Annotated in this window: 20 protein-coding genes; 17 read left to right on the forward strand and 3 right to left on the reverse strand. The window is 33.3% G+C overall.

The window, feature by feature from the left end; genetic code table 11:
- Window positions 1-48: 48 nt before the first annotated feature.
- Window positions 49-1,275: a Pycsar system effector family protein gene (locus ACXGSQ_RS05945; protein ID WP_458628709.1), complete on the reverse strand. Its 1,227-nt coding sequence runs from the start codon at window positions 1,273-1,275 to the stop codon at window positions 49-51.
- Between the two features lie 259 nt (window positions 1,276-1,534).
- On the opposite strand from ACXGSQ_RS05945, the gene ACXGSQ_RS05950 reads away from it, so the two are divergent.
- From ACXGSQ_RS05950 to ACXGSQ_RS05975, 6 genes are all read left to right on the forward strand, one after another.
- Window positions 1,535-5,209 (forward strand): metallophosphoesterase, encoded by a 3,675-nt coding sequence (locus ACXGSQ_RS05950; RefSeq protein ID WP_458628710.1) that lies wholly within the window; start codon window positions 1,535-1,537, stop codon window positions 5,207-5,209.
- A gap of 203 nt (window positions 5,210-5,412) precedes the next feature.
- Entirely contained in the window at window positions 5,413-6,975 is a 1,563-nt protein-coding gene (locus tag ACXGSQ_RS05955) for a protein adenylyltransferase SelO (RefSeq protein ID WP_458628711.1), read from the forward strand.
- Between the two features lie 25 nt (window positions 6,976-7,000).
- Complete coding sequence (locus ACXGSQ_RS05960; RefSeq protein WP_458628712.1) at window positions 7,001-7,726, forward strand: flavodoxin family protein; 726 nt, start codon at window positions 7,001-7,003, stop codon at window positions 7,724-7,726.
- A 49-nt stretch (window positions 7,727-7,775) separates the two neighbouring features.
- A complete protein-coding gene (locus ACXGSQ_RS05965; RefSeq protein WP_458628713.1) occupies window positions 7,776-8,057 on the forward strand; it encodes a DUF427 domain-containing protein in 282 nt (93 codons plus the stop codon).
- Window positions 8,058-8,066: 9 nt separating this feature from the next.
- Window positions 8,067-9,284, forward strand: coding sequence for a bifunctional alpha/beta hydrolase/OsmC family protein (locus ACXGSQ_RS05970; RefSeq protein WP_458628714.1), 1,218 nt, complete (start codon window positions 8,067-8,069; stop codon window positions 9,282-9,284).
- A 427-nt stretch (window positions 9,285-9,711) separates the two neighbouring features.
- Window positions 9,712-9,876: a DUF2254 family protein gene (locus tag ACXGSQ_RS05975; RefSeq protein ID WP_458628715.1), complete on the forward strand. Its 165-nt coding sequence runs from the start codon at window positions 9,712-9,714 to the stop codon at window positions 9,874-9,876.
- 14 nt (window positions 9,877-9,890) lie between these two features.
- Here ACXGSQ_RS05975 and ACXGSQ_RS05980 read toward each other — a convergent pair whose 3' ends face one another.
- Window positions 9,891-10,700, reverse strand: coding sequence for an SdiA-regulated domain-containing protein (locus ACXGSQ_RS05980; RefSeq protein ID WP_458628716.1), 810 nt, complete (start codon window positions 10,698-10,700; stop codon window positions 9,891-9,893).
- Between the two features lie 84 nt (window positions 10,701-10,784).
- Between ACXGSQ_RS05980 and ACXGSQ_RS05985 the strand changes: the two genes are divergently transcribed.
- Window positions 10,785-11,999, forward strand: a complete 1,215-nt coding sequence (locus tag ACXGSQ_RS05985) for a BaiN/RdsA family NAD(P)/FAD-dependent oxidoreductase (RefSeq protein WP_458628717.1) — start codon at window positions 10,785-10,787, stop codon at window positions 11,997-11,999.
- Here ACXGSQ_RS05985 and ACXGSQ_RS05990 read toward each other — a convergent pair.
- Window positions 11,969-14,248 (reverse strand): response regulator, encoded by a 2,280-nt coding sequence (locus tag ACXGSQ_RS05990; protein WP_458628718.1) that lies wholly within the window; start codon window positions 14,246-14,248, stop codon window positions 11,969-11,971. The two genes, ACXGSQ_RS05985 and ACXGSQ_RS05990, sit on opposite strands and share 31 nt — an antisense overlap.
- A gap of 220 nt (window positions 14,249-14,468) precedes the next feature.
- Between ACXGSQ_RS05990 and ACXGSQ_RS05995 the strand changes: the two genes are divergently transcribed.
- The 10 genes from ACXGSQ_RS05995 (at window position 14,469) to ACXGSQ_RS06040 (ending at window position 25,592) form a co-directional block, all read left to right on the forward strand.
- Window positions 14,469-15,002 carry a DUF1697 domain-containing protein gene (locus tag ACXGSQ_RS05995; protein ID WP_458628719.1) on the forward strand — a complete coding sequence of 178 codons (534 nt, stop codon included), beginning with the start codon at window positions 14,469-14,471 and terminating at the stop codon, window positions 15,000-15,002.
- A gap of 98 nt (window positions 15,003-15,100) precedes the next feature.
- On the forward strand, window positions 15,101-16,183 hold the full coding sequence (locus ACXGSQ_RS06000) for a diphosphomevalonate decarboxylase (protein ID WP_458628720.1): 1,083 nt from the start codon (window positions 15,101-15,103) through the stop codon (window positions 16,181-16,183).
- A 34-nt stretch (window positions 16,184-16,217) separates the two neighbouring features.
- The gene (locus ACXGSQ_RS06005; protein WP_458628721.1) at window positions 16,218-17,147 is read left to right on the forward strand and encodes a mevalonate kinase family protein; all 930 of its coding nucleotides are present in this window, start codon (window positions 16,218-16,220) and stop codon (window positions 17,145-17,147) included.
- 64 nt (window positions 17,148-17,211) lie between these two features.
- A complete protein-coding gene (locus ACXGSQ_RS06010) occupies window positions 17,212-18,114 on the forward strand; it encodes a geranylgeranylglycerol-phosphate geranylgeranyltransferase (RefSeq protein ID WP_458628722.1) in 903 nt (300 codons plus the stop codon).
- A 108-nt stretch (window positions 18,115-18,222) separates the two neighbouring features.
- Entirely contained in the window at window positions 18,223-19,083 is an 861-nt protein-coding gene (locus tag ACXGSQ_RS06015; protein ID WP_458628723.1) for a pseudouridine synthase, read from the forward strand.
- A 129-nt stretch (window positions 19,084-19,212) separates the two neighbouring features.
- Window positions 19,213-19,593, forward strand: coding sequence for a hypothetical protein (locus ACXGSQ_RS06020; RefSeq protein WP_458628724.1), 381 nt, complete (start codon window positions 19,213-19,215; stop codon window positions 19,591-19,593).
- Window positions 19,594-20,604: 1,011 nt separating this feature from the next.
- Window positions 20,605-22,017 (forward strand): type III PLP-dependent enzyme domain-containing protein, encoded by a 1,413-nt coding sequence (locus tag ACXGSQ_RS06025; RefSeq protein ID WP_458628725.1) that lies wholly within the window; start codon window positions 20,605-20,607, stop codon window positions 22,015-22,017.
- Window positions 22,018-22,151: 134 nt separating this feature from the next.
- The gene (gene speB, locus ACXGSQ_RS06030) at window positions 22,152-23,093 is read left to right on the forward strand and encodes an agmatinase (RefSeq protein WP_458628726.1); all 942 of its coding nucleotides are present in this window, start codon (window positions 22,152-22,154) and stop codon (window positions 23,091-23,093) included.
- Complete coding sequence (locus ACXGSQ_RS06035) at window positions 23,083-24,060, forward strand: deoxyhypusine synthase family protein (RefSeq protein WP_458629324.1); 978 nt, start codon at window positions 23,083-23,085, stop codon at window positions 24,058-24,060. Before speB ends, ACXGSQ_RS06035 begins: the two co-directional genes overlap by 11 nt.
- The gene (locus ACXGSQ_RS06040; RefSeq protein WP_458628727.1) at window positions 24,060-25,592 is read left to right on the forward strand and encodes a GNAT family N-acetyltransferase; all 1,533 of its coding nucleotides are present in this window, start codon (window positions 24,060-24,062) and stop codon (window positions 25,590-25,592) included. Before ACXGSQ_RS06035 ends, ACXGSQ_RS06040 begins: the two co-directional genes overlap by 1 nt.
- Window positions 25,593-25,627: the final 35 nt, after the last annotated feature.

The following is a 25,627-nucleotide window of genomic DNA, read 5'->3' on the forward strand; positions in this document are numbered from 1 at the left end:
TTAAACTTGAATAAATAAAGTACCGTAAAATCTCACTCCTTTTTTTATTTATAAAAGTGCAGTAACCGGAGCATGTGACTCTAAACCAGAAAGCTTAAATGCCACTGCAAAAGCAATCACACTTACAACAATACCGACCATAAATACGGTGTACGTAATTCGCAATAATTTGTACTTTCTATTGAGAACGAGGCCTAAAAAATACAGGTCTTTTGTTAACGATCCGTAAAGATAATCTCTGTCTTGCATCATTTCACTCATGGCCCATTCAAATTCATCCAATTTCATTTTATGAAAGTTTCCAAAGAATAGAAGATTTACTTTTTTATTGGCAACATCTTCCTTTGTAAATTTTCCACTAGTTACATTTGGTCGTGTGGCTAATACCGATAAAACGATAGAGACTACTGTAAATAAGGCAAATATAGCCGTTGGTAATATTAAATATCCATTTGAAGGATTATCTAACTTAGAAATCAAATTGGAAATAACTAATGAAATAATAATCGCATTTACAGATAATAAAATATTGGCTTTGGTATCTGCAATATCACTCAGCGTAATATGATTTCTAAGGGCTACTCTAAACATCGTTTCTATACCGCGTTCAGGAAGCTCAACTTTACTCTTTTTAAATTTAAGTTGTTCTTTCTTTTGCTGAAGCTTTATATCGGCTTGTTTTAATTTATGTTGTTCCTTCAATAATTGCGCTAAATTTTTGCTTTTGCGTTCTTCCCATTTTGCAGCTGCGATATCGGAATAAAACTGATGCGTTGTGGTTAGCCAATTAATATTTTCCTCGAGCCACTCAGAATCTGTTAAGATTTTGTCGCAAGTTAGTTCCCATTCTTTTCTAAGTAACTCGCAAATTGCATGGTAGTTTTTGCTTCCAATATGTGCAGAATCCCCATCTCTAATGAGTTTTTCTAAGAGGTTGGTAGGTTGATGATTTATTTCAGTGGCCAATATTAAATCTAAAACCAATTGAGTTTTAGCTTCAGGGTACTGGTGTTGTTTTAGAAAATCTGATGCTATTTTAACACTTTCTTTTTCATGCTTCTTGAAGCCTTTAGTAAAACCTGTATCGTGAAACCAAGCGGCCAATTCTAATTGTTCTTTCTCTTGGTCATTTAAATTCAAAGCTTCAGAGAGCGTTTTGACACTTGCAACAACTAATTGGGTATGCGGAAGATTATGATAAACAAAATGGTTGTCTAATTCTTCATTCAAAAGATGAATGACATAGTTTTTGGCTTCTAATAAAATGTTTTCCATGAATTAAGAATAGAGATTAAATTAAGCATTTTTATCTACACGTCCTAAGGTCAAAAATTGAAATTTAGCTTAGATAAAAATATTTTATGCAATGTAATAAATACTTTGACGACAAACAGTATGTCGGTATGTGTACAATATAATTACTTTTTGAGTCAACTATTAAAAAGTATGAGTAGTATTTTTATAGTATTAATACCAATTTACAAGTCGTTTGTAGCAATTGTAATTTGTATTTTTGATAACCAACCTGATTTTTATGAGAATATTTTACAAGTTTGTTTTTTTGTTAGGTCTAATTGTGCTTAACATTTCATGTGCAACATTTAAGAAGCAGGTCGTTGTCGGTTCAGAAAAGGCCATTTCAACAGACAAAGCAATAGAACATACATTTTACTTAATTGGAGATGCAGGGAATTCCGATTTAGGTGAGAGTTCTAAGCCTTTAAAAGCTTTCAAGGCTGAATTAGAACAAGCTAGTAAACATAGTACAGCCATTTTTCTTGGAGATAATATCTATCCAAAAGGACTTCCAAAAACATCGTCTAAAGGCTATGAGTTAGCAAAACATCGTATACAAATTCAAACAGAAGCGGTTAAAAACTTTAAAGGTGAAACTATTTTTATTCCCGGAAATCACGATTGGTATTCTGGTATTTCTGGTTTAAAAAATCAAGAGCAATTTGTTACAGAAATACTCGGTAAACATAGTTTTATGCCAGAAGATGGCTGTCCTATTGATAAAATACATGTGTCTGATGCTATCGAACTTATCATCGTTGATTCGCAGTGGTATATTACTAATTGGAATAATCACCCTACAATTAATGATGATTGTGACATTAAAACACGACAAAATTTTTTAGATGAATTTGATGGTCTCATAAAAAAAGCAAGAGGTAAAACAACCATTGTGGCCATACACCATCCGATGTATACCAATGGTTCTCATGGTGGTCAATTTAGTTTTAATGACCACATGTCGCCTTTGCCAATACTAGGAACGATTAAAAATAGTATTAGAAAAACAAGTGGTGTTGCTAATGTAGACCTTCAAAACAAAATGTATAACGAATTAAAAAAGCGCTTAGTCACGTTAGCGCAAGCAAATAAAAAAGTGGTTTTTGTTTCGGGTCATGAACACAATTTACAGTATTTGATAGAAGATAATTTACATCAAATTATATCAGGTTCGGGCTCTAAGGTTTCTGCCGTACGTAATGTAGGATCTGGTTTATTTGGTTATGCGACTCCTGGCTATGCAAAACTCATGGTTTATAAAGATGGTTCTTCAGATGTCGTTTTTTATGCTGTTGATGAACAAAAAGAGGTTTATCAAGCAGAAGTTTTTCCTGAAGATCAATCAGTAGCGGTAGACGTATTTAATAATTCATCACCTTATACATTAGCTTCGGTCTATTCTGAAGAAGAAACTACTAAAGGTGGTTTTGGTAAGTTTCTGTGGGGAAATCGCTATAGAACGGAGTATAGTACTAAAGTTAAGGCGCCGAATGTTTTATTAGACACCTTGTTTGGTGGATTAGTACCAGTAAGAAAAGGTGGGGGAAACCAATCAAAATCATTACGTTTAGAAGATAAAAATGGGACTCAATATGTTATGCGTGCTGTGAGAAAGCAGGCACTTCAATATTTACAAGCCGTCCTTTTTAAAGATCAATATATCGAAGGTCAATTTGATAACACGGAGACGGAAGATTTAATTTTAGATGTCTTTACTGGTTCGCATCCTTTTGCACCACTTGCTATTGGTGATTTAGCCGATGCCATTGGGGTTTATCATACCAATCCAGTATTGTATTATGTGCCAAAGCAAGAACGTTTAGGACACTATAATGAGGACTTTGGAGATGAACTTTATATGATTGAAGAACACACTTCAGAAGGGCATGATGATAAAGCTAGTTTTGGTTTTCAAAATGAATTGGTGTCAACTGTAGACATGATGCAAAAGATTCATAAGGATGAAGATATCCTAGTAGATGAAACAGCTTATATAAAAGCGAGACTATTTGATATGCTTATTGGAGATTGGGATAGGCATCAAGATCAATGGAGATGGATTGCATTTGAGGAAGATGGTAAGACTGTTTTTAGACCAATGCCAAGAGATAGAGATCAGGCATTTTCAATTATGTCCGATGGTTTTCTTATGGGAGCGGCTGTAAAATTAATTCCAACAGCTCGTATACTTAGAAAGTATTCTGAAGATTTAGTAGATGTTAAGGGAGTTAATGTAGAACCCTATCCTTTAGATATGGAGATCATTACACAATCTGGAAAAGAAATTTGGGATGCACAAGTCAAACATATACAAGAGCATGTTACTGATGCTGTTATTGAAAAAGCATTTTTAAATATTCCAGAAGAAGTTAACGGTAAGTCTATTGAGGATATTAAACGGAAGTTAAAAGCAAGACGCGCTAATCTTCAAAAGATATCTAATCGTTATTATGAGTTAATAAACAAATATGCTGTAATCAAAGGCACTAATAAAGATGATTGGTTTGATGTTGAACGTCTTCCAAACGGGTTAACAAAAGTGACGGCGTACCGCATAAAAGGAGGTGAAAAGAAAGATAGGTTCCATGAGCGTATATACAATAGTAAAGACACAAAAGAAATTTGGATTTATGCATTAGATGACGACGATGTTTTTAATGTTACAGGGAATGGAGATCATTTAATAAAAGTGCGCTTAATCGGTGGACAAAATAATGACAAGTATCATATAGAAAATGGAAAACGTGTTATTTACTACGACTATAAATCAAAGAAAAATACGATTGTAAATAATAATGGACATAAGAAGCTAACAGATGACTATGAAACCAATGTTTACGATTATAAAAAATTAAAAAACAGTACCAACCAACTAATTCCATCGTTTGGAGCTAATCCAGATGATGGCTTTAGAATAGGTTTTGTAAATCGATATACAACTTATGGTTTTGAACGTAATCCATTCACCTCGCAACATCAATTGGAAGCAGCTTATTATTTTGCAACACAAGGATTTGATGTTGCTTATAACGCAGAATTTGCTAATGTTATAGGAAATTTAAATCTCGGGATTAAAACACGTTTTACAAGTCCAAATTATGCATTTAATTTCTTTGGTTCAGGTAATGAAACTCCAAATCCAGAAGCTGATGAAGGTGATGGATTGGACGTAAATTTGGATTATAATAGGGTAAAACTTCAAACTTTAAAATTAACACCAACGTTAATGTGGAATGGGAGATATGGAGCAAGTTTTGAATTCGGATTAACCTATGAAAGGATAGAAGTTGAAGATACCGAAGGCCGATTTATAAACCTGTATATTGGTGATAACACAGAAATTAGTAATACCTATTTCGGAGCAGATGCTAAGTATCAGTTTTCCAATTCAGACAATGAAGCATTTCCAACATTAGGGATGCTTTTTGGTCTACAAGGAGGTTATAGGAACAATACAGATTCTAAAAAAGGATTTGGGTATATTATATCAGAATTTGGTGTGGATTACAAATTAATACCAAGTGGTCAGTTTGTTTTAGCAACCAAACTAAGAGGGCATTTTAATTTAGGAGATGATTTTGAGTTTTACCAAGGCGCTACAATAGGAGCTGATAATGGGTTGAGAGGTTTTAGAAATCAGAGGTTTAATGGTAAAAGTGCCTTTGTTCAGAGTACAGATTTACGATTGAATTTAAGAAATGTCAAAACGCGTATTATGCCCTTGAAAATAGGACTTTATGGTGGCTTCGATTATGGTAGAGTTTGGTTAGATGCAGAAGATTCAGACACTTGGCACACTTCAATTGGTGGCGGGGTTTTTGCAATCGCTGCAGATATGATGACCTTAAATTTATCAGCTTTTAATAGTGATGAAGGATTACGCTTGGCTTTTAAATTAGGTTTTGGCTTTTAATGAATTGTCTATTTAGATTAATGGCCTCTTTGTTTTTTTGAATTTTCTAAGAAATGTACTTTGGGTAAGTGGCGTTATCCTATGACTCAATTTTCAATTTTGGATATGAGTTAAGATGTCGTCGTATTTTTATAATGAATTGAATTATTAATTGGTTTATTGCATACTGCATTCAGTGTACTATAACCTCAATGCTAAAATAGATGGAGTTAAATATAAAAGATACATTTAGTAAAGAGTTACCATCAGATCCTATTTTGGAAAATACAAGACGCCAAGTCTCTGAGGCGACACATTCTTATGTAATTCCTAAAATTCCATCGCAACCCAAATTAATTCATGCTTCAAGAGAGATGGCAAATGCGATTGGTTTAGATGAAGAAGCTATCAAATCAAAAGATTTTTTAGACGTTTTTTCTGGAGTAAAAGTTTATCCCAAAACAAAGCCTTATGCTATGGCCTATGCTGGACACCAGTTTGGGAATTGGGCAGGACAACTAGGAGATGGACGTGCGATAAATTTATTTGAAGTTGAAGAAAAGCATAAGCGTTGGGCTATTCAACTTAAAGGTTCTGGAGAAACACCATATTCAAGGCAAGGTGATGGTTTAGCTGTTTTGAGATCTTCAATTAGAGAATACTTATGTAGTGAGGCTATGTATCATTTAGGGGTGCCAACAACAAGAGCACTGAGTTTAATGTTGTCTGGTGACGATGTCCTTAGAGATGTACTTTATAATGGTCATCCAGATTATGAGAAAGGAGCCATAGTCGCCAGAGTTGCACCGACGTTTATTCGGTTTGGTAATTTTGAATTGTTTGCAGCTCGAAATGATATCGAAAACCTTAAAAAACTAACCGATTATACCCTAAAATACTTTTATCCTGAATTGGGAAAACCTTCAAAAGAAACCTACATCAAACTTTTTGAAGCGGTTACACAACGCACTTTAAACATGATTATCCATTGGCAACGCGTTGGTTTTGTACACGGAGTTATGAATACCGATAACATGTCCATTCTTGGCTTAACTATAGATTATGGACCTTACGGTTGGCTCGAAGATTTTGATTTCGGTTGGACGCCTAACACAACGGATAGTCAAAATAAACGCTATCGCTATGGTAATCAACCAAACATTGGATTATGGAATTTACTGCAACTCGCTAATGCCCTATATCCATTAATAGAAGAAGCTGAACCTATTGAAGCCATTTTAAATCAATATCAAACAGATTTTGAAAAGCAATCCCTCCAAATGATGCGCTCTAAATTAGGACTACAAGTTGCAATGGAAACGGATGCTAAATTAATGACCAATTTAGAGGATTGTTTGCTTTTAACGGAAACAGATATGACCATTGCCTTCAGATTATTAGCTCATTATAAGAAAGGTGATGCAGACAATGGCTTAGAAATTATTGAAAAAGCATTTTATAACCGCGAAGAACTTACTAAAGATAAATTGTTACAATGGAAAGTTTGGTTTAAAGCTTACGACCAAAGATTACAGAAGGAGGAGGTAACAGATGCTCAACGACACCAAATGATGAATACTGTTAATCCTAAATATGTACTTCGGAATTATATGGCACAATTAGCCATTGAAGACGCCGATAAAGGAGATTATGGTTTAGTTGAAGACTTATTTCAATTACTAAAAGCGCCTTATGACGAGCAACCCAAATATGAAAAATGGTTTGCCAAACGCCCAGAATGGGCAAGGCATAAAGTAGGATGCTCTATGTTATCTTGTAGTTCTTAATTGTTTAATTAATAAAAATGTTATCATGGATTTTTCAAAACTCAAAGTGCTGTATATCAATTGTACTTTAAAGAAATCACCTGCGACTAGCCATACCGAAACACTTATGCAAGTGTCTCAGAATATTCTAAAAAAGGAGAAGGTTTCATTTGAGACCATTCGATTTATAGATTGTGATGTAGCGGTTGGAGTGTATCCAGATATGACAGAACATGGTTGGGATAAAGATGAGTGGCCAAGTATTTATAAAAAAGTGATTGAAGCAGATGTCTTAATAGTAGGAACACCAATTTGGTTGGGCGAAAAATCTTCTGAAGCTCAAAAGTTAATTGAACGCTTATATGCTATGAGTGGAGAGACCAATGATAAAGGACAATATGTGTTTTATGGTAAAGTCGGTGGATGTATGGTGACAGGAAATGAAGATGGAGTCAAACACTGTGCAATGGGTATTTTGTATGCCTTGCAGCATATAGGTTATTCTATTCCTCCACAAGCTGATTGCGGATGGATTGGTGAAGTAGGACCCGGGCCAAGTTATGGAGATTCAAAATGGAAAGATAAAACTATTAAGCCGCCAGTAGGTTTTGATTCAGAGTTTACAAACCGAAACACCACATTTATGACCTATAATCTTTTACACCTAGCAAAATTATTGAAAGAGCATAATGGGTATAGCAATTACGGAAACTCCCGAGAAGCATGGGACAGTGGTACGCATTGGTCTTTCGAAAATCCGGAATACAGATAGAATTTTGTCTACACTAAACGTGCTTATTAAATACTAAAACACAACAAATATGAAGGCCATTTGGAATAATAAAGTCATAGCCGAAAGTAATGAAACAATCGTCATAGAAAACAATCATTATTTTCCTCATGAGAGTATTAATAAAGAATTTTTTAAATCAAGTGAATTACACTCGGTATGTCCTTGGAAAGGAACGGCCTCTTACTATACGATCGAAGTAGACAGTAAAGTAAATAAGGATGCCGCTTGGTTTTATCCAGAAGTATCAGAATTGGCAAAAGGGATTAAAAATCGTGTAGCGTTTTGGCGCGGTGTAACCATTGAAGATTAAGATGAGATTATGAAAAGTACGAAACTAAAAATAGTAAATAGAAAAGGCTTGATTTTAAATGCAAGTTTAGAATTACCAGCCAATCAGAAGCCAAATTACTACGCCATTTTTGCACACTGTTTTACGTGTAGCAGTAGCCTCAGTGCTGTTAGAAATGTGAGTAGAGCTTTAACGCAAAATGGATTTGCGGTGCTGCGTTTTGATTTTACAGGTTTAGGACGAAGTGAAGGAGAATTTTCAGACAGTCATTTTTCTGCAAATGTTGATGATTTGTTAGATGTGCATCAGTATATAGCTGAGCATTATAAAGCTCCAAGCCTACTTGTTGGTCATTCTTTAGGTGGAGCGGCAGTATTGGTTGCTGCTTCAAAATTAGAAGCTGTCAAAGCCGTTGCTACAGTAGGTGCTCCCGCAACAGTAGATCATGTGAAGCATTTGTTTTCACACCAAGTTGAAGAGTCTATCGAAAAAGGAGATATAGAGGTTAATATAGGCGGACGACCATTTGTTATTAATCAAAGTTTTGTTGAAGCGTTTGATAAAACAGATTTGCCTTTAATTGTAGGAAATTTACGTAAGCCTTTGTTAATAATGCATTCGCCTATCGATAAAATTGTCGGTATAGCAAATGCAGAGCAATTATATAAAAATGCACACCACCCTAAGAGTTTTGTTAGTTTAGATAATGCCGATCATTTATTGTCTAAGGAAGAAGACAGTCAGTATGTTGGTGAGGTCATTGGGACCTGGGCAAAACGATACTTTCCAAAGGAGGAAAATGTTATGTTAAGTACAGAAGGCGAGCAATTAGTGGGGCATTTAAACATCATTGAAGATAATTTTACCACTTCAATACAAACTAAAAATCATACGCTTATTGCAGATGAACCCGCAAGTGTTGGAGGTAGTGATTTTGGACCTTCTCCTTACGAATATCTCAATGCGGCATTAGCAGCATGCACGGTAATGACGCTTAAAATGTATGCCGAACGCAAAAAGTGGGATTTAAGAGAGGTTTATGTTTATATATCGCACTCTAGAAAACATAGCGACGATTTAAATCTTGTTTTAGAACAACCCAAATATTTAGATCACATAAGTAAAAAATTAAAATTTGTTGGAGATTTAACGACCGAACAAATAGAACGTTTAAAAGAAATTTCGTCGCGTTGCCCTGTACATAAAACAATAGCGAGCGAAGTTGTTTTTGAAACCGAAGTCCTTTAATTTATAGATGTAAATAAAAAAACTTTTTAAAGCTTGTGGTTGCGGTTGTTCGATTAATATTCTGATGAGGAGTTGTTGAATGTTATTTTTAAGAAGTAAGCTTTATTTCTTAACAAAGCTCTGTAGATTGGTTGAATTTTGAATGATATCAATTAACATCTTAAGCATAAGGCATAAGCTATTAAAACTAAAATACCGTTTTTTGGTATTTACTTTGAAGTACCTACTTTCTGTGGGTTTTATTTATAATTAACAAACGTGAAGAACTACCTAGATACAATCTTTAACTCACTAGGAAAGTTAGAAAGTAATATTGCTTTTTCTCCTTCAATTATTAGTCTATTGGGGATGTAATTTATTTAGGAAGCTTTGAGGTGTCTCATACCTCGTTAAACATGCTCTAATCTTAGACGTTAACAATGCCGAAATGACTCGAAGCTTGTTAACGACATTTATTTCAGGTTTAATTTCAATATTGGTCATTAGCTTTTCACTAGTGATGATTTTACTTAATCAGGCTTCTAGTAACTTTTCGCCACGATTACTTCCAGGATTGATATCCAATAGAAGACATCAAATTGGCTTGCATTAAAGGAGTGTAACACGTTAATTTAAATTAAAAGAATAGATATATCCTCCTTCAGAATTTTTTCTTTCGTCAGTAATAATTAGGGTTGAGTCGGTTTTAAAACAGATACCTTCTTTTTGAGAATCATGATCAAATTTAGTTTCTGTTAGCGTTCCGGTGAAAAAATCATCACGCTCAAAATTGGTGATTTTCCATAATTTATCGTGATTTAAAAGAATTATAGTGTTGCCGTCTTCGCTAATATCGGCTGAGGTTATTTTATTATTTTTACCTTTAAACTTATATTCAGAATGTAGTTCTGCTACTTGTTTTCCGATGCTATTCTTCACTTTTAAAACACGGAATGTTTTATTCTCTTTACTGAAAATGTAGAAGGAATTATTATAAATAAAAAAGGACTCAAAATCTTCAGGTTTTTGGTTTTTAGGAAGTGAAAATTCAATGATTTCAGCATCTGCTGAATTGGAATTTAAATCCTCGTAATTTACTTTATAAATCTTAAATGTTTTCCGCTTTTTTTTGTTGTTTCCAAAATCTCCTATATAAATGTTGCCTTGGTTATCAGAAGTTAAATCTTCCCAATCTTTATTTTTGGCATTACTAATATTAATGTTTCTAACCATGTGCCCATTGTTATCTAGCCCTATTAGGTGATTGCTATTTCCAGCATCTTGAATGACCCAAATGATATCAGAATCTTTGCCTATTTCTGCAGCAGACACTTCCGTTAATTCGTTAATAATGCGCGCTTCAATTTTTAATTGCCCTGTAGATTGACAAGAGCTCGCAATAAATAGTAGAAATATTAGTCTTTTGATGGATATCATTGTAATTTTATACTTTGACTCAAAGTAGCATTCGTCAATAAAAAACACAAATAAATTATCACAAAATCTTCTTAATAAAACAGTTTGAATAAGCAAAAAGATATTATAATTATAGGTGGTGGAGCTGCAGGTTTTTTTGCAGCAATTAATATTGCAGAACAGCATCCTGAATTGTCTGTTGCCATTTTAGAACGAGGAAAAGAAGGTTTGCAGAAAGTAAAAATTTCTGGAGGTGGGCGCTGTAATGTGACGCATGCTGAATTTATACCCTCAGAATTGGTTCAGAATTATCCACGAGGAGAAAAGGAACTTTTAGGGCCTTTTCATACGTTTATGACAGGAGATACTATTGCTTGGTTTGAAGAACGTGGAGTGGAGTTAAAGATTGAAGAGGACGGCAGAATGTTTCCGGCGTCAAATTCATCTCAAACCATTATAGATTGTTTTTTACATGAGGCTGAAAAGCATCATGTAGAAGTACTTTATAATCATTCTGTAAAGACGGTAAAAGCTTTAGAAAATGAGTTTGTAATTGAAACCTCTCAAGGCATTTTTCAATCGAAAAAATTATTAATTGCTACAGGAAGTAATCCTAAAATTTGGAAGCTTCTTGAAGATTTAGGACATACGATTATAAACCCAGTACCATCACTTTTTACTTTTGATATTAAAGATAATCGTATCAAAGATATTCCTGGTGTGGTGGCAAAAAATGTTGAAATTAAAGTTGTCGGAACCGATTTAGAATCTCATGGCCCATTGCTTGTGACTCATGTAGGAATGAGTGCCCCGGCCATATTAAAACTCTCTGCTTTTGGAGCTGTAGAATTAGCAAAAAGGAATTATAATTTTAAGATTGAAATTAATTTCATTCAATTAGATTTTGAATCTTGTTTAGATCAGCTTAAACGTTTTAAGCAAGAATTTGCAAAAAAGACGGTGGTTAAATTGGCACAATTCGATTTGCCCAAACGCCTTTGGAAACAATTGGTTTTGGCTTCCGATATTGAGGAGACTATGCGATGGGCAGATCTTAATAAACAGCAACTAGAAGCCTTAGCAAATCAGTTGACTTGTGCTATTTTTCAAGTGACAGGAAAAAGTACCTTTAAAGAAGAATTTGTGACGGCTGGAGGAGTTGACTTAAAAGAAGTGAATTTTAAAACTTTTGAAAGCAAACGTATTCCTAATTTGTATTTTGCAGGTGAAGTTATAAACGTCGATGCTGTTACTGGAGGTTTTAACTTTCAGAATGCATGGACCAGTGCTTATATCGCTTCGGCATCCATTTTACGGTAGTTGTCATTATGGCCACTGTACGAGGTGATTACGGCTTTAAAATCGTCAAAAATATAAGGTTTTGTAATAATCTGATCGATGCCTACAGCTTCTGCTCTTAAAGAAATTTCGTTAGAATTTAATGCTGTCAGTGCTAAAATAGGGATGCTTGTGTTAAACATTCTAATGTGTTTAGTTACTTCGTAACCATCCATGTCTGGCATATTGATATCCATTAAAATTAAATCGAAATCCATTTCCTTTATGATAGAAATAGCTTCTCTGCCATTAGCGACCGTTTGGCAACTATAACCTTTAATTTTTTCGATATTCTTTTTCGTAATTAATAAGTTTATTTTGTTGTCATCTACCACTAAAATACGCATATCTCGTTGTGGTATAACAGGTACAGTGCCTTGAGTATCTATGGCTTTAGCAAGCTTAAATTTGATTTCAAAGAAGAAACAAGTGCCTTTATTAGGTGTTGAAACAAAATCGATATCTGAATCATGACTTTTTAAAAGTGTTTTTACAATGTATAAACCTAGTCCAGAGCCGCTACTGTTTTTATTTAAAAAGGCTTTGTTTTCAAAAGCACTAAAAACAATTGATCGGTGTTCTTCTTTAATACCAATACCAGTATCTTTTACTTCAAAGCGCAGAGTAATATCGTTAGCGTTGCGTTTCTGTTCAAAAACATTTATAGTAATGCTGCCTATTTTTGTATACCTAATGGCATTGTATGCTAAATTGATTAAGATCTGACTAAAGGCCACTTTATCAACCAAGATAAATTCTTGGTCATCAGATTTATCAATATGAACTTTAAGTTCTAAACCTTTGTTTTCAGCAGCCACGGCAACCGTATTCATAACGTGGTTAACAATCTGCGATATCTTACCAGGCTTTAATCGCAGATTTTTCTTTTCAAATTTTAAACGATTGGCCTGTAAAATATTATCAATTAAAATCGATAAATAATTACTAGATGATATTAAAGAATCTAAATAAGATTGTTTTTTATTATCGTCACTCTCCTGATCAATAAGTGTCGCTAAACCGCTAATACCATATATTGGTGTACGTAATTCGTGACTTAATACTGAGAAAAATTCAAGACGATCTTTATCAATCTCAATAAATTTAGAATTAGAGGCTTTTAAAGCTTTGTTCATTCTTAGTATATTTCGTTTGGCTTTAAAATAAACATAGAAAATGCTTAAGGTAATAAGCAATAATGCACTTACAATTATTGTACTGATTAGAAATATTTGAGAATTTTTTGCGTCTTTTTTCTGTAGCTCTTTAGCTAGGTTTAATTTTTGTTCGGCATCTATAATTTTGTAAATTAACTCCCCATTTCTACTGTTTTTGTTTTCAATAATTGCGAGGGCCTCGTATTTGTATTTATCAGATTTTAATAAGTATTTATTAGCAGAATCTAAATTTTTCTTAGCATTAGTATAATATAAATATTTATAATAATTGAAGGTTGCTAGCTTTCTGTACGCATTAATATTGGTGCTTAATGATGCTTTTAGCTCTTCATCTTTTATAGAAAATAAAAGGTGATAATTACTAGGTTTGGTATTGTCTACTTTAACTTGTGCAAGCGCATTGTAATATTTGTAAGACTGTAGTAGATTTTCTTTTAAGTTTTCTGTATGATATTCTTTAGAAATATTTAAGGCTGAAACATCAGTATTATTTAAGAGTTTTAAACCTTTACTAGACATTTCTAATAGGCTAGCATTATTAAAAGTATAATAATCTCTTTTGATTTTGTTTTCTAAATTTAAAAAGTAAATTTCACTATTTAGTGATTTTGAAAGTCGCTGTGCCTTTGGATAAATACTGTCAAATTTATCATAATTCTTTTCTTGAATATATGCATTTAACATTCCGGATAAAACAAAATCTTGTCCTTTTTTATTGCCAAGCGAATCATAAATATGTAAGGCATCTTCAAGATAACTTTCAGCCTTCTTGAAATTAGACATTTTTGCTAAAACATTTCCTAAGGCATTATAAGATTTAGCTAGTGTTAACTTTAAATTGTATTTTTTTGAAAAACTAATGGCGTCATTAAGGAGAATTGTAGCCTTATAAAGGCTGTCATTTTTAACCAATACATCTAGTTTGTAACTGTCAAAAGTACAAGCTGTTGTGGTGTCGTTAGCTACAAGCTTTTCTTGGGCCTCAATCGTATGCCAGTTAAAAAATAAGAACGCGAATATAATAATAACAGCGTTTGATTTGGGGAAACACATGTAGTTAAGGGATTAAGGACACAAAACTAAACTTTTTATGAAATCTTGCAACATTTAATCGGTTTTATTTGCATTTAAAAGAATTAAAGACTATAGTTATTGATGAATTTTTGCATGGTTAATAGTTGATGTGGTATGGTAATGCGTTGTTTATATTGATATTAGTTAAAGGGTGTATTTTAGCTATATTTACATTAATTGCTAAAAATAAAATTATTAAATGCAGCGTTATATTGCACTTTTGCGCGGAATAAATGTTGGTGGTCACCGTAAAGTACCCATGGTTGAGCTTAGAGCATTGTTATCTGATTCTGGTTTAGAAGATGTGACGACCTATATTCAAAGTGGTAATGTTATTTTTAAATCTTTAAATAAGAATTTAAAACAATTAGAACAGAGGATTCAAAAATTGATAAGGGAGCATTTTGGATTTGAAGTTTTAGTTTTTGTTAGAACCCAAGAGCAGTTATCTACTATTTTTAATAGGTGTCCTTTCGAAGATGCTAAAAAAGTAGAAAGTTATTTTGTGTTGTTAAGTGAACTTCCGGGTGCGGATTTAGTAATCGAAGCGTCTCAAAAAACATATCCAGATGACGACTATGTAATCCTAAATGATTGTATTTACCTCTTTTGTTCTAAAGGTTATGGGCGTTCAAAATTTAATCTTAGTTATTTTGAAAAAAAGCTCAATAGTAATGCCACTGCCAGAAACTATAAAACAATGGTAAAACTACTCGCATTGTCAGAAGAATAAAGTAAGAACCTTTAGAATTTACTTATTTTTGCAGATAATTATAAGATATAATTGAAAAGTCTGCCTTTAGGCAGTCTTGCTCAGATATTTAGTATGCAATGACAGAACAAGACTTTATACTTAAAACCTACAATTCAACAATAGAACAAGGTGTTGTAAAATGGGCTTCACCAAGTAATATTGCTTTGGTAAAATATTGGGGAAAAAAGAAACATCAAATTCCCGAAAATCCATCGATTAGCTTTACGCTTTCAGATTGTAAAACCATTACCGAAATTACTTATATAAAGAAGGAGGGCCAAGGTTTTAGTTTTGATATTTATTTTGAAGGTGAAAAAAATGAAGCATTCAAACCAAAGATTCAAACCTTTTTTGAGCGTATTGAAATTTATATGCCTTTTTTAAAGGATTACCATTTTAAAATAGAAACATCGAATACGTTTCCACATAGTTCTGGAATAGCTTCTTCTGCATCTGGCATGAGCGCCATTGCTTTATGTTTAATGAGTATTGAACAAGAACTTTCTGGTTCTGTGGAGACGGCTTACTTTAACCAAAAAGCATCTTTCCTTGCGCGATTAGGTTCAGGAAGTGCTTGTAGAAGTATTGAAGGAGAACTTGTAGTTTGGGGGAAAAATGAAAGCGTTGTAGGTAGTTCTGATTTGTATGGTGTGAAATTTGAAGGAGATGTGCATGCAAACTTTAAAAATTATCAAGACACTATTTTATTAGTTGATAAAGGCGAAAAGCAAGTGAGTAGTACCGTTGGTCATCAACTAATGTATGGTCATCCGTTTGCAAAAGAGCGTTTTTTGCAAGCCCATGAAAATTTAGCAAAGTTAAAAGGAATATTGAAGTCTGGTGACTTAACTCAATTTGTGAAAATCGTAGAAAGTGAAGCCTTAACCCTTCATGCTATGATGATGACAAGTATGCCGTATTTTATATTAATGAAACCAAATACGCTAAACATCATTAATAAAATTTGGGCTTATAGACAACAAACGGATTCCAATATTTGTTTTACACTCGATGCAGGAGCCAATGTGCATGTCTTATATCCAGAAAATGAAAAAGAATCTATTCTAGAATTTATTGAGCAAGAATTGGTTAGTCATTGTCAAAATGGGCACTATATTTGCGACCAAATTGGACTCGGCGCCAACCAATTAGAATTTTAATACGTATATTTGTTAAAGCTATTGCTTATACCATATGAAGGGACCACTATTTTATTCTAAGATTCTATTATTCGGTGAATATGGAATTATAAAAGATTCTAAAGGTTTATCTATTCCTTATAATTTTTATAATGGAGCGTTAAAGAGGGATGAAAATCCAACTAAAGAAGCTCAAGAATCTAACGAAAGCTTAAAGCGTTTTGCGACGTATTTAGAAGGGTTAGATAAGGATTTGGTGACCTTTAATATCAATAAATTGCAAGACGATGTAGACTCTGGTATGTATTTCGATTCTTCTATTCCACAAGGATATGGAGTGGGGAGTAGTGGTGCATTAGTAGCTGCAATTTACGATAAATATGCTAGTGATAAAATCACGGTTTTAGAAAATTTAACACGTGAAAAACTTCTAAAGTTAAAAACCATTTTTTCTGAAATGGAGTCATTTTTCCATGGGAAATCTTCGGGATTAGATCCGTTAAATAGTTATTTAAGTCTACCTATATTAATCAATTCTAAAGATAATATTGAAGCTACAGGTATTCCTTCTCAAAAAGTGGAAGGTAAAGGTGCTGTGTTTTTATTAGATAGTGGTATTGTAGGAGAAACTGCACCAATGGTGAGTATTTTTATGGAAAACATGAAAAGTGAAGGTTTCCGTAGTATGCTTAAAGATCAATTTATAAAACATACAGATGCTTGTGTTGATGATTTCTTAAAGGGTGATATGAAGTCATTATTTAAAAACACAAAACAATTGTCTAAAGTGGTTTTGAATAACTTTAAACCGATGATTCCTACGCAATTTCATGAGCTGTGGAAAAAAGGTTTAGAGACTAATGATTATTACCTTAAGCTTTGTGGTTCTGGTGGTGGCGGTTATATTCTAGGATTTACCGAAAATATAGACAAAGCAAGAGAAGCGCTTAAAGGTCAGAAATTAGAAGTGGTATATAACTTCTAAATTTTTGGTATTGTAATACTGCGTTTAAATATGCTGTTGTTTCAGAATTTACACCTTCAAAATAATGTTATCAAGACGGCAGAAACACATTCTACTTAAATTCTTTAGTCTATTTTCTGTAGTTAGAGGGTACAATATTTTAGTGGTCGTAATTGCACAGTATTTAGCATCAGTATATATTTTTGCTCACGATAAACCTGTTAAATCCGTACTTCTCGACCTTAATCTTTTAATGCTGGTTTTAGCTTCTTCGGCAACAATTGCAGGTGGCTATATTATTAATAATTTTTACGATTCCGAGAAAGATTTAATCAACAAACCTAGAAAAACCATGCTAGACCGTTTGGTGAGTCAAAACACAAAATTATCCTTCTATTTTGTGCTCAACTTTTTGGCCGTTGTGGTTGCTAGCTATGTATCTTTTAAAGCAGTAATATTTTTTTCAATTTATATTTTTGCGATTTGGTTGTATTCCCATCGTTTAAAAAAGCTACCCATTGTTGGTAATATGGTGTCAGCAGTATTGACCGTAACACCGTTTTTTGCTATTTTTATTTATTATCAAAATTTTGAAACGGTTGTTTTTGCACACGGAATTTTTCTGTTTTTGCTCATTTCTATGCGAGAACTCACTAAAGATTTAGAGAATTTAAAAGGGGATTTGGCTCTGAATTATAGAACGATTCCTGTGGTTTATGATGAGAAGGTGTCTAAGTTAATGTTAACCATTGTGGCTGCTTTTACGATTGTCTCAGCAATTATGCTCATTTTGTTTTTTAAGATTGGTCATATGTATTATTTCTTTTATCTCAGTATTGTGTTGTTGGTGCTATATCTCATTCTTCTCCTAAAATCGAATAAAAAAAACCATTATCTTATTCTTCATAATATTCTAAAATTTATCATTGTGGTGGGTGTTTTTTCTATTCTTTTAATTGATGTTTCCATCGTTTTAAATCGAATTTAAAAGCAAGGCCTATTGTTTTTTAGGGTGTTGCAAAGCTTGGGTGTTAAACATCTTAAATAATTAAGCACTAGATATAAACAATTGTTTACCTTTGCAAAAAATTGGAACATGACCAAACATCAAGATAGCAAGGGAAAAGGAAAGACTTCAGGAAGAGGAAATGCTAATAGTAAGACAAACAGTTTTGCTAAAGGAAGCGCTCCTTTTAAAAAGAAAACACAATCCGTTAAGAAGACAGCATCGTCTTCAAAATCATCAAACCCAGATGAGATTCGTTTAAATAAATACATTGCCAATAGTGGTATGTGTTCACGTCGTGAAGCCGATGAGAATATCGCCATTGGTTTAGTAACGGTTAATGGTAAGGTGATTACCGAAATGGGTTACAAAGTGAAACGTGCAGACGATGTTCGTTTTGATGGCCAACGTATTACTCCAGAACCACCTGTTTATATTTTATTAAATAAACCAAAAGGCTTTGCTACAACGACTGCCGAAGGTAAAGGGAGAACGGTTATGGATTTAGTGGCAAATGCGACTAGTGCAAGTATTAAACCTATTGGTCGTTTAGGAAGAAACTCTTTAGGCCTATTATTGTTTACTAATGATGATAAAATTGTTCAAAAATTCACAAATTCTAAAAGTGGAGTTGCCCGATTATTTCAAATAGAACTTGATAAGAATCTTAAATATGAAGATTTAAAGAAGATTCAAGAAGGATTTAAGGTCGATGGTAAATTAGTGGCTGTTGAGGAAATTAGTTATATCCAAGGTGAATCTAAGAGTCAAGTTGGTATTAAGATTAAAAATACAGGTAACACTATTTTACGTACCATATTTGAAGAACTGAACTACGATATTGTTAAAATTGATTGCGTTGCTATAGGTCATTTAACTAAAAAAGACATTCCTCGTGGTCACTGGAAGCATCTTACTGAACAAGAGGTAAATACCTTGAAGATGCTGTAGTTTCTGGGCTCACCGGCAACGGCGATAATATTGTGATTTTACCGTTCGTCGAATAAATGTAACATTTTATCGATTGACTGGTTGTTTTTTCTATATTGCTCCCCCAAATAGATTAAAAATGACCTACTTATGAAAAATTTTACACTTTTTTTCGTGCTTTTACTTATGTTAAATTGTACGACGGATACGTCAGATGTTCAAGACCCTTTTGCCGATTTAAGTCCACAAACGCTCAATTGCGTAGATGATTTGCCACAAGTTAGAATTACTAACAACGGTACAATGAGTTACGATATTGTGATATACGGACAAGATTACAGTGAATTGTACACCCAGAGTTTATCGACTACTAATGATACAGATTGGCAAGCGTTGTCTAATAATGATATTATTGTTGTAGCCTCTAATGTCAATAGCAACGGACAAAAAATGCAATTAAATCTTTTGCCTTGTGATGCTATTGAAATAGAGATAGATACCAATAATGCTTTAATGATTTCTGACGAGTAATTACTAAAAAGCCTCGCGTAATCTTTAACAGTCGAATTTAATGGTGTACGTGTAAATCAAGATGTTTCTATTGCCTAACAGCATAAAATTAAACAGAGAACGTTTAAAAAAACCTTAGATCGTAAATTTGATCTGAGGTTTTATAATTATTTATATACCTCGCATTTTTATCATTTTTTGAATTATTTATTGAGTTTTCTTAGTTTATTATCGCTCATGTCTTTCACTTTATCATCATCATTTTTTATAGCTTTTGTTTATGATGAGCTTTAGATCTTCTAACTCAGCATCATAATTAGTGTCATTCGTTTTAATATCTTTAAATATAATTTCTAGAGAAGGCTAGAATTAGCATCAGGTATATTAGCTATGTTGAAGTTTATAGTTGTACTAGGTGGTTTTAATTGAGTGTTGTTTGCACGATATAAATTTGTAGTGTTTAAAAGATAAATGAAGATAATGATAGGTGCTACAGATATATCGTACGAGGTATATATTTCTCTATTAAAGTTAAGATTTCTATAGCTTACATTTTAGTTTTTGTAGGAATATTATTGAATTGATTATCTGTTTTTTAAGGGTAAAATAAGCAGGGCTTAAGGGGGGAGTCGGTGATATAAGTGTTTGTTTACTAATGATTTGTTTTAGGTATATGTTGAATTTGAAAAACGATTAAAAAAAAATAAAAAAAGTTTAACGTATTAAAAAATAATTTACATTTGTACCGAAATTGGTACCTTTCTAACAAGATTATAAAACCAGTTTTAGCTGAACAATTGAAACATGTTTTTATGTTCGGGTTCTTGAAAATTAGGAAGTCATATTCAAGAGCAGCTTATAGATTAAGTAACCGAATTTTAGAGCTAACTTCCGCATCTGCGATTGCTGCTAGTCAGCATATTTATGGTTTTGTACCAACTACACAAAGCCAAATTCAGGTATGATATAACGTGCCCTTATACGGTCTACGCTTATATTTTTAATTTTTTACTTGAATTTTTAATAAACATTATGAATAATAAATACATTGATCTTATTGATCAATCCTTTCACTTTCCTCAAGACGAATTTAAACTTGAGGACAAAGAGCTGCATTTCCACGATATCGATCTTATGAAGTTGGTTGAAGATTATGGAGTGCCATTAAAATTTACTTATTTACCACAGATATCTAATAACATTCAACGCGCAAAAAAATGGTTTTCAGATGCGTTTGTAAAGTACGATTATAAAGGAAAATACAATTATTGCTATTGTACCAAAAGTTCGCACTTTAAACATGTTTTAGATGAAGCATTAACCAATGATATTCATATTGAAACGTCTTCAGCTTTTGATATCGATATTGTAAGAGCGCTTAAAAAAGAAGGTAAAATTACGGATAAAACCTATGTGTTAAGCAATGGTTTTAAACGTGACCAGTATATTACAAATATTGCAGATCTTATTAATGATGGGCACAAAAATGCAATTCCAATTATAGATAATTATGAAGAAATTGACTTGCTTTCTAAAGAAGTAAACGGAAAGTTTCAGGTTGGGATTAGAATTGCTTCAGAAGAAGAACCAAAGTTTGAATTTTATACCTCACGTCTAGGAATTGGATACAAAAACATTGTCCCTTTCTATAAGAATCAAATTCAAGATAATAAAAAAGTAGAGCTGAAAATGCTTCATTTCTTTATTAACACAGGGATTAGAGATAATGCCTATTACTGGAATGAATTACACAAATGTTTAAAGGTTTATACGGCTTTAAAAAGAATCTGTCCAACTTTAGATAGTTTGAATATTGGAGGAGGTTTTCCAATTAAAAACTCTTTAGCGTTCGATTTTGATTATGCATACATGGTAGACGAAATCGTTAATCAGATTAACATCGTTTGTGAAGAAGAAGAAGTTGATCCACCGAATATTTTTACAGAATTTGGCAGTTTTACAGTTGGTGAAAGTGGAGGAGCATTGTACAAAATATTATACCAAAAGCAGCAAAATGATCGTGAAAAATGGAACATGATTAATTCTTCTTTTATCACAACTTTACCAGATACTTGGGCTATAAATAAGCGTTTTATAATGTTACCTATCAACCGATGGAATGATAATTACGAACGTGTACTTTTAGGGGGATTAACATGTGATAGTGATGATTATTACAATAGTGAGCAACATACTAACGCTATCTATTTACCTAAATATAATAAGGATAAACCGTTATATATTGGGTTTTTCAATACTGGTGCTTATCAAGAAACTATTGGTGGTTTTGGTGGGTTACAGCATTGCTTAATTCCAACACCAAAACATATTTTAATTCAAAAAGATGCTGAAGGTAATCTAAGCACTAAAGTTTTTGCAGAACAGCAAAAAAGTGAAAATCTGTTAGGTATTTTGGGCTATGAGCCAGAAGAAAAGGTGAAGTAACTTTTAGAAAATAACATTTAAAAGAAAAGATAAAGTCCTAGTTTAAATGATCTCATTGAGCGGATTTTAGGTTTTTTTTTCGAAAATAAAATAAGTATAATTTAATAAGATTCCCGTTTGCACGGGAAGTAAACATGAAAACAAAAACTTACGCTGGTATTCCAGAAGAATTAGCAAAATTAGAAACGGCTAAAATCGTATTAATTCCTGTACCTTACGATGGTACAAGTACATGGCAAAAAGGAGCTGATAAAGGTCCTGATGCGTTTTTAGAGGCTTCAGCAAATATGGAGCTCTATGATATTGAAACCGATTCTGAAGTGTATCAACAAGGTGTGTTTTTAGCAGATGCTGTTACTGAAAAGGCGTCGCCAGAAGCGATGGTAGAAGCGGTTCACCAAGCTACAAAACGCTATATTAAAAAGAACAAATTTGTGACTATTTTTGGTGGTGAACATTCTGTGTCTATCGGAACCATTAGAGCATTTAATGAAATGTTTGATGATTTAACGGTTTTACATATTGATGCACATGCCGATTTACGCGAAAGTTACGAAGGTACTAACTGTAACCATGCTTGTGCTGTTTATGAAGCGAGTCAAACTACTAACTTAATACAAGTTGGAATTCGCTCAATGGATATTATTGAGAAAACCGTAATGGATGAGGAGAAAACGTATTTTGCTCACGAAATGGCTGTTGATGATAGTTGGATGGATGCTGCAATAGATCAGATGACTGATAATGTATTTATTACATTTGATTTGGACGCTTTTGATCCTTCAATTATGCCAAGTACAGGTACGCCAGAACCAGGAGGTTTATTATATTACGAAACACTAGAGTTCTTAAAACAAGTATTTGAAGAAAAGAATGTAGTTGGTTTTGATATTGTAGAATTATGTCCAAACGAAAAAGATAAATCATCAGACTTCTTAGCGGCTAAATTGTACTACAAAATGTTAAGCTACAAATTTCAAGACCAAAATATTGAAGATGGTTTTGAAAGCAATTTCAACGATTCAACTAACACAGGAAATAAAAAATCTAAATTTGATACAGATGATGACTACTAATAAAGGAGAAATTTCAAAATTTATAGAAAAGTATTATTTACACTTTAATTCAGCTGCTTTAGTAGATGCTGCAAAAGGTTATGAAGATCAGTTAAATTCTGGTGCAAAGATGTTAGTGTCTTTGGCTGGTGCTATGAGTACTGCGGAATTAGGGAAGATTTTTGCCGAAATGATTCGTAAAGATAAGGTGCAAATCGTGTCTTGTACTGGTGCAAATTTAGAAGAAGATATCATGAATTTAGTGGCACATAGCCATTATAAACGTGTGCCAAACTACAGAGATTTAACGCCTCAAGATGAATGGGATTTATTAGAGAAGGGCTTAAATCGTGTAACAGATACGTGTATTCCTGAAGAGGAAGCCTTTAGACGTATTCAAGAACATATCGTAAAAATATGGAAAGATGCTGAAGCTAAAGGTGAACGTTACCTTCCGCATGAATATATGTACAAATTGTTATTGTCTGGTGTTTTAGAAGAGTATTATGAAATAGATTTGAAGGACTCTTGGATGTATGCTGCAGCTGAGAAAAACCTTCCTATTGTTTGTCCAGGTTGGGAAGATAGTACTATGGGGAACATTTTTGCAAGCTACGTGCTTAAAGGAGAGCTGAAAGCAAGTACTATGAAATCGGGTATTGAGTATATGACATTTTTAGCAGATTGGTACACCGATAATTCTGAAAATGGTATCGGATTCTTCCAAATTGGTGGAGGTATTGCTGGTGATTTTCCTATTTGTGTAGTGCCAATGTTATATCAAGATATGGAACGTCCGGAAACTCCATTTTGGAGTTATTTTTGTCAAATTAGCGATAGTACAACCAGTTATGGGTCGTATTCTGGCGCTGTGCCAAATGAAAAAATAACATGGGGAAAATTAGATATTAACACCCCTAAATTTATTATAGAAAGTGATGCGACCATTGTAGCACCTTTAATTTTTGCTTATCTTTTAGATATGTAATGGAAGAGCATAGAATTGATAATATAGAATTAAGCTTTTTAACGGTTGGTGATTTTGAAGAATTAAAATCAGCAACCCTAGAAGCCTATGGTGGTGTTCTGAATTCGTATTGGAAAAAGGATCATATTGCTCGTTTGACCTCTATTTTTTCTGAAGGTCAAGTGGTTATTCGTATCGACGGACAATTGGCGGGTTGTGCGTTGTCTTTAATTGTAGATTACGATAAAATTGATGATAACCATACCTACGCGGACATCATTGAAGGTGATAAATTTAAAAATCATGATCCTGATGGCGATGTTTTATATGGAATAGATGTCTTTATTAAACCAGAATTTAGAGGCTTACGTTTAGGACGTCGTTTATATGATTACCGAAAGGAACTATGTGAAAATCTAAATCTAAAAGGGATTGTGTTTGGTGGTAGAATGCCAAATTACCACAAGTATAAAGATCAATTTTCACCAAAAGAATACATTCAGAAAGTAAAACATAAGGAGATTCACGATCCGGTTTTAAACTTTCAGACGTCTAATGATTTTCATCCCATTCGAATTATTAAAGGCTATTTAGAAGGGGATACGGCCTCTAGTGAATACGCGGTGTTAATGGAATGGGATAATATTTATTATACCAAACCCAACAAAAAGGCGAGCAGTGTTAAAACAGTAGTGCGTTTAGGGTTGATTCAGTGGCAAATGCGTCCATACAATGGCTTAGATGATTTAATGCAGCAAGTGGAGTATTTTGTTGATAGTGTCTCTGCGTATCGTTCAGATTTTGCGGTGTTTCCTGAGTTTTTCAATGCACCATTGATGGCTAAGTATAATCATATGCACGAGCCACAAGCCATTAGAGAGCTTGCGAGTTATACGCAAACTATTGTAGAGAAAATGCAACAGTTATCCATTTCTTACAATATTAATATCATTTCGGGTAGTATGCCAGAAGTTGTGGATGATGTGCTTTACAATGTGGGGTATTTATGTCGTAGAGATGGAAGTTTAGAACGCTATGAAAAAATTCATGTCACTCCAGATGAAGCTAAAGTTTGGGGAATGCAAAGAGGGCATCAGTTAAAAACTTTTGAAACCGATGCTGGGAAAATTGGAGTTTTAATTTGCTATGATTCAGAATTCCCAGAATTATCGCGATTATTAGCAGATGAAGGCATGGATATTTTATTTGTGCCATTTTTAACAGATACTCAAAATGGCTATTCTAGAGTGCGTTTATGCGCTCAAGCAAGAGCTATAGAAAACGAGTGTTATGTTGCTATTGCAGGTAGTGTTGGTAACTTGCCTAATGTAAATAATATGGATATTCAGTATGCACAATCAGCAGTGTTTACGCCTTGTGACTTTTCATTTCCGAGCAACGGCATAAAAGCAGAAACCACACCTAATACAGAAATGATATTAGTTGCTGATGTAGATTTGGGATTATTAAGAGAATTACATTCCTTTGGTGCAGTGAAAAATTTAAAAGATCGTAGAAAAGATTTTTACGATGTTATACGAGTAAGCAAATAAGTATTATATTTAAAAAAAAAATAGCTTCAGAAATA

The sequence above is a fragment of the Winogradskyella sp. PC D3.3 genome (assembly GCF_054366245.1).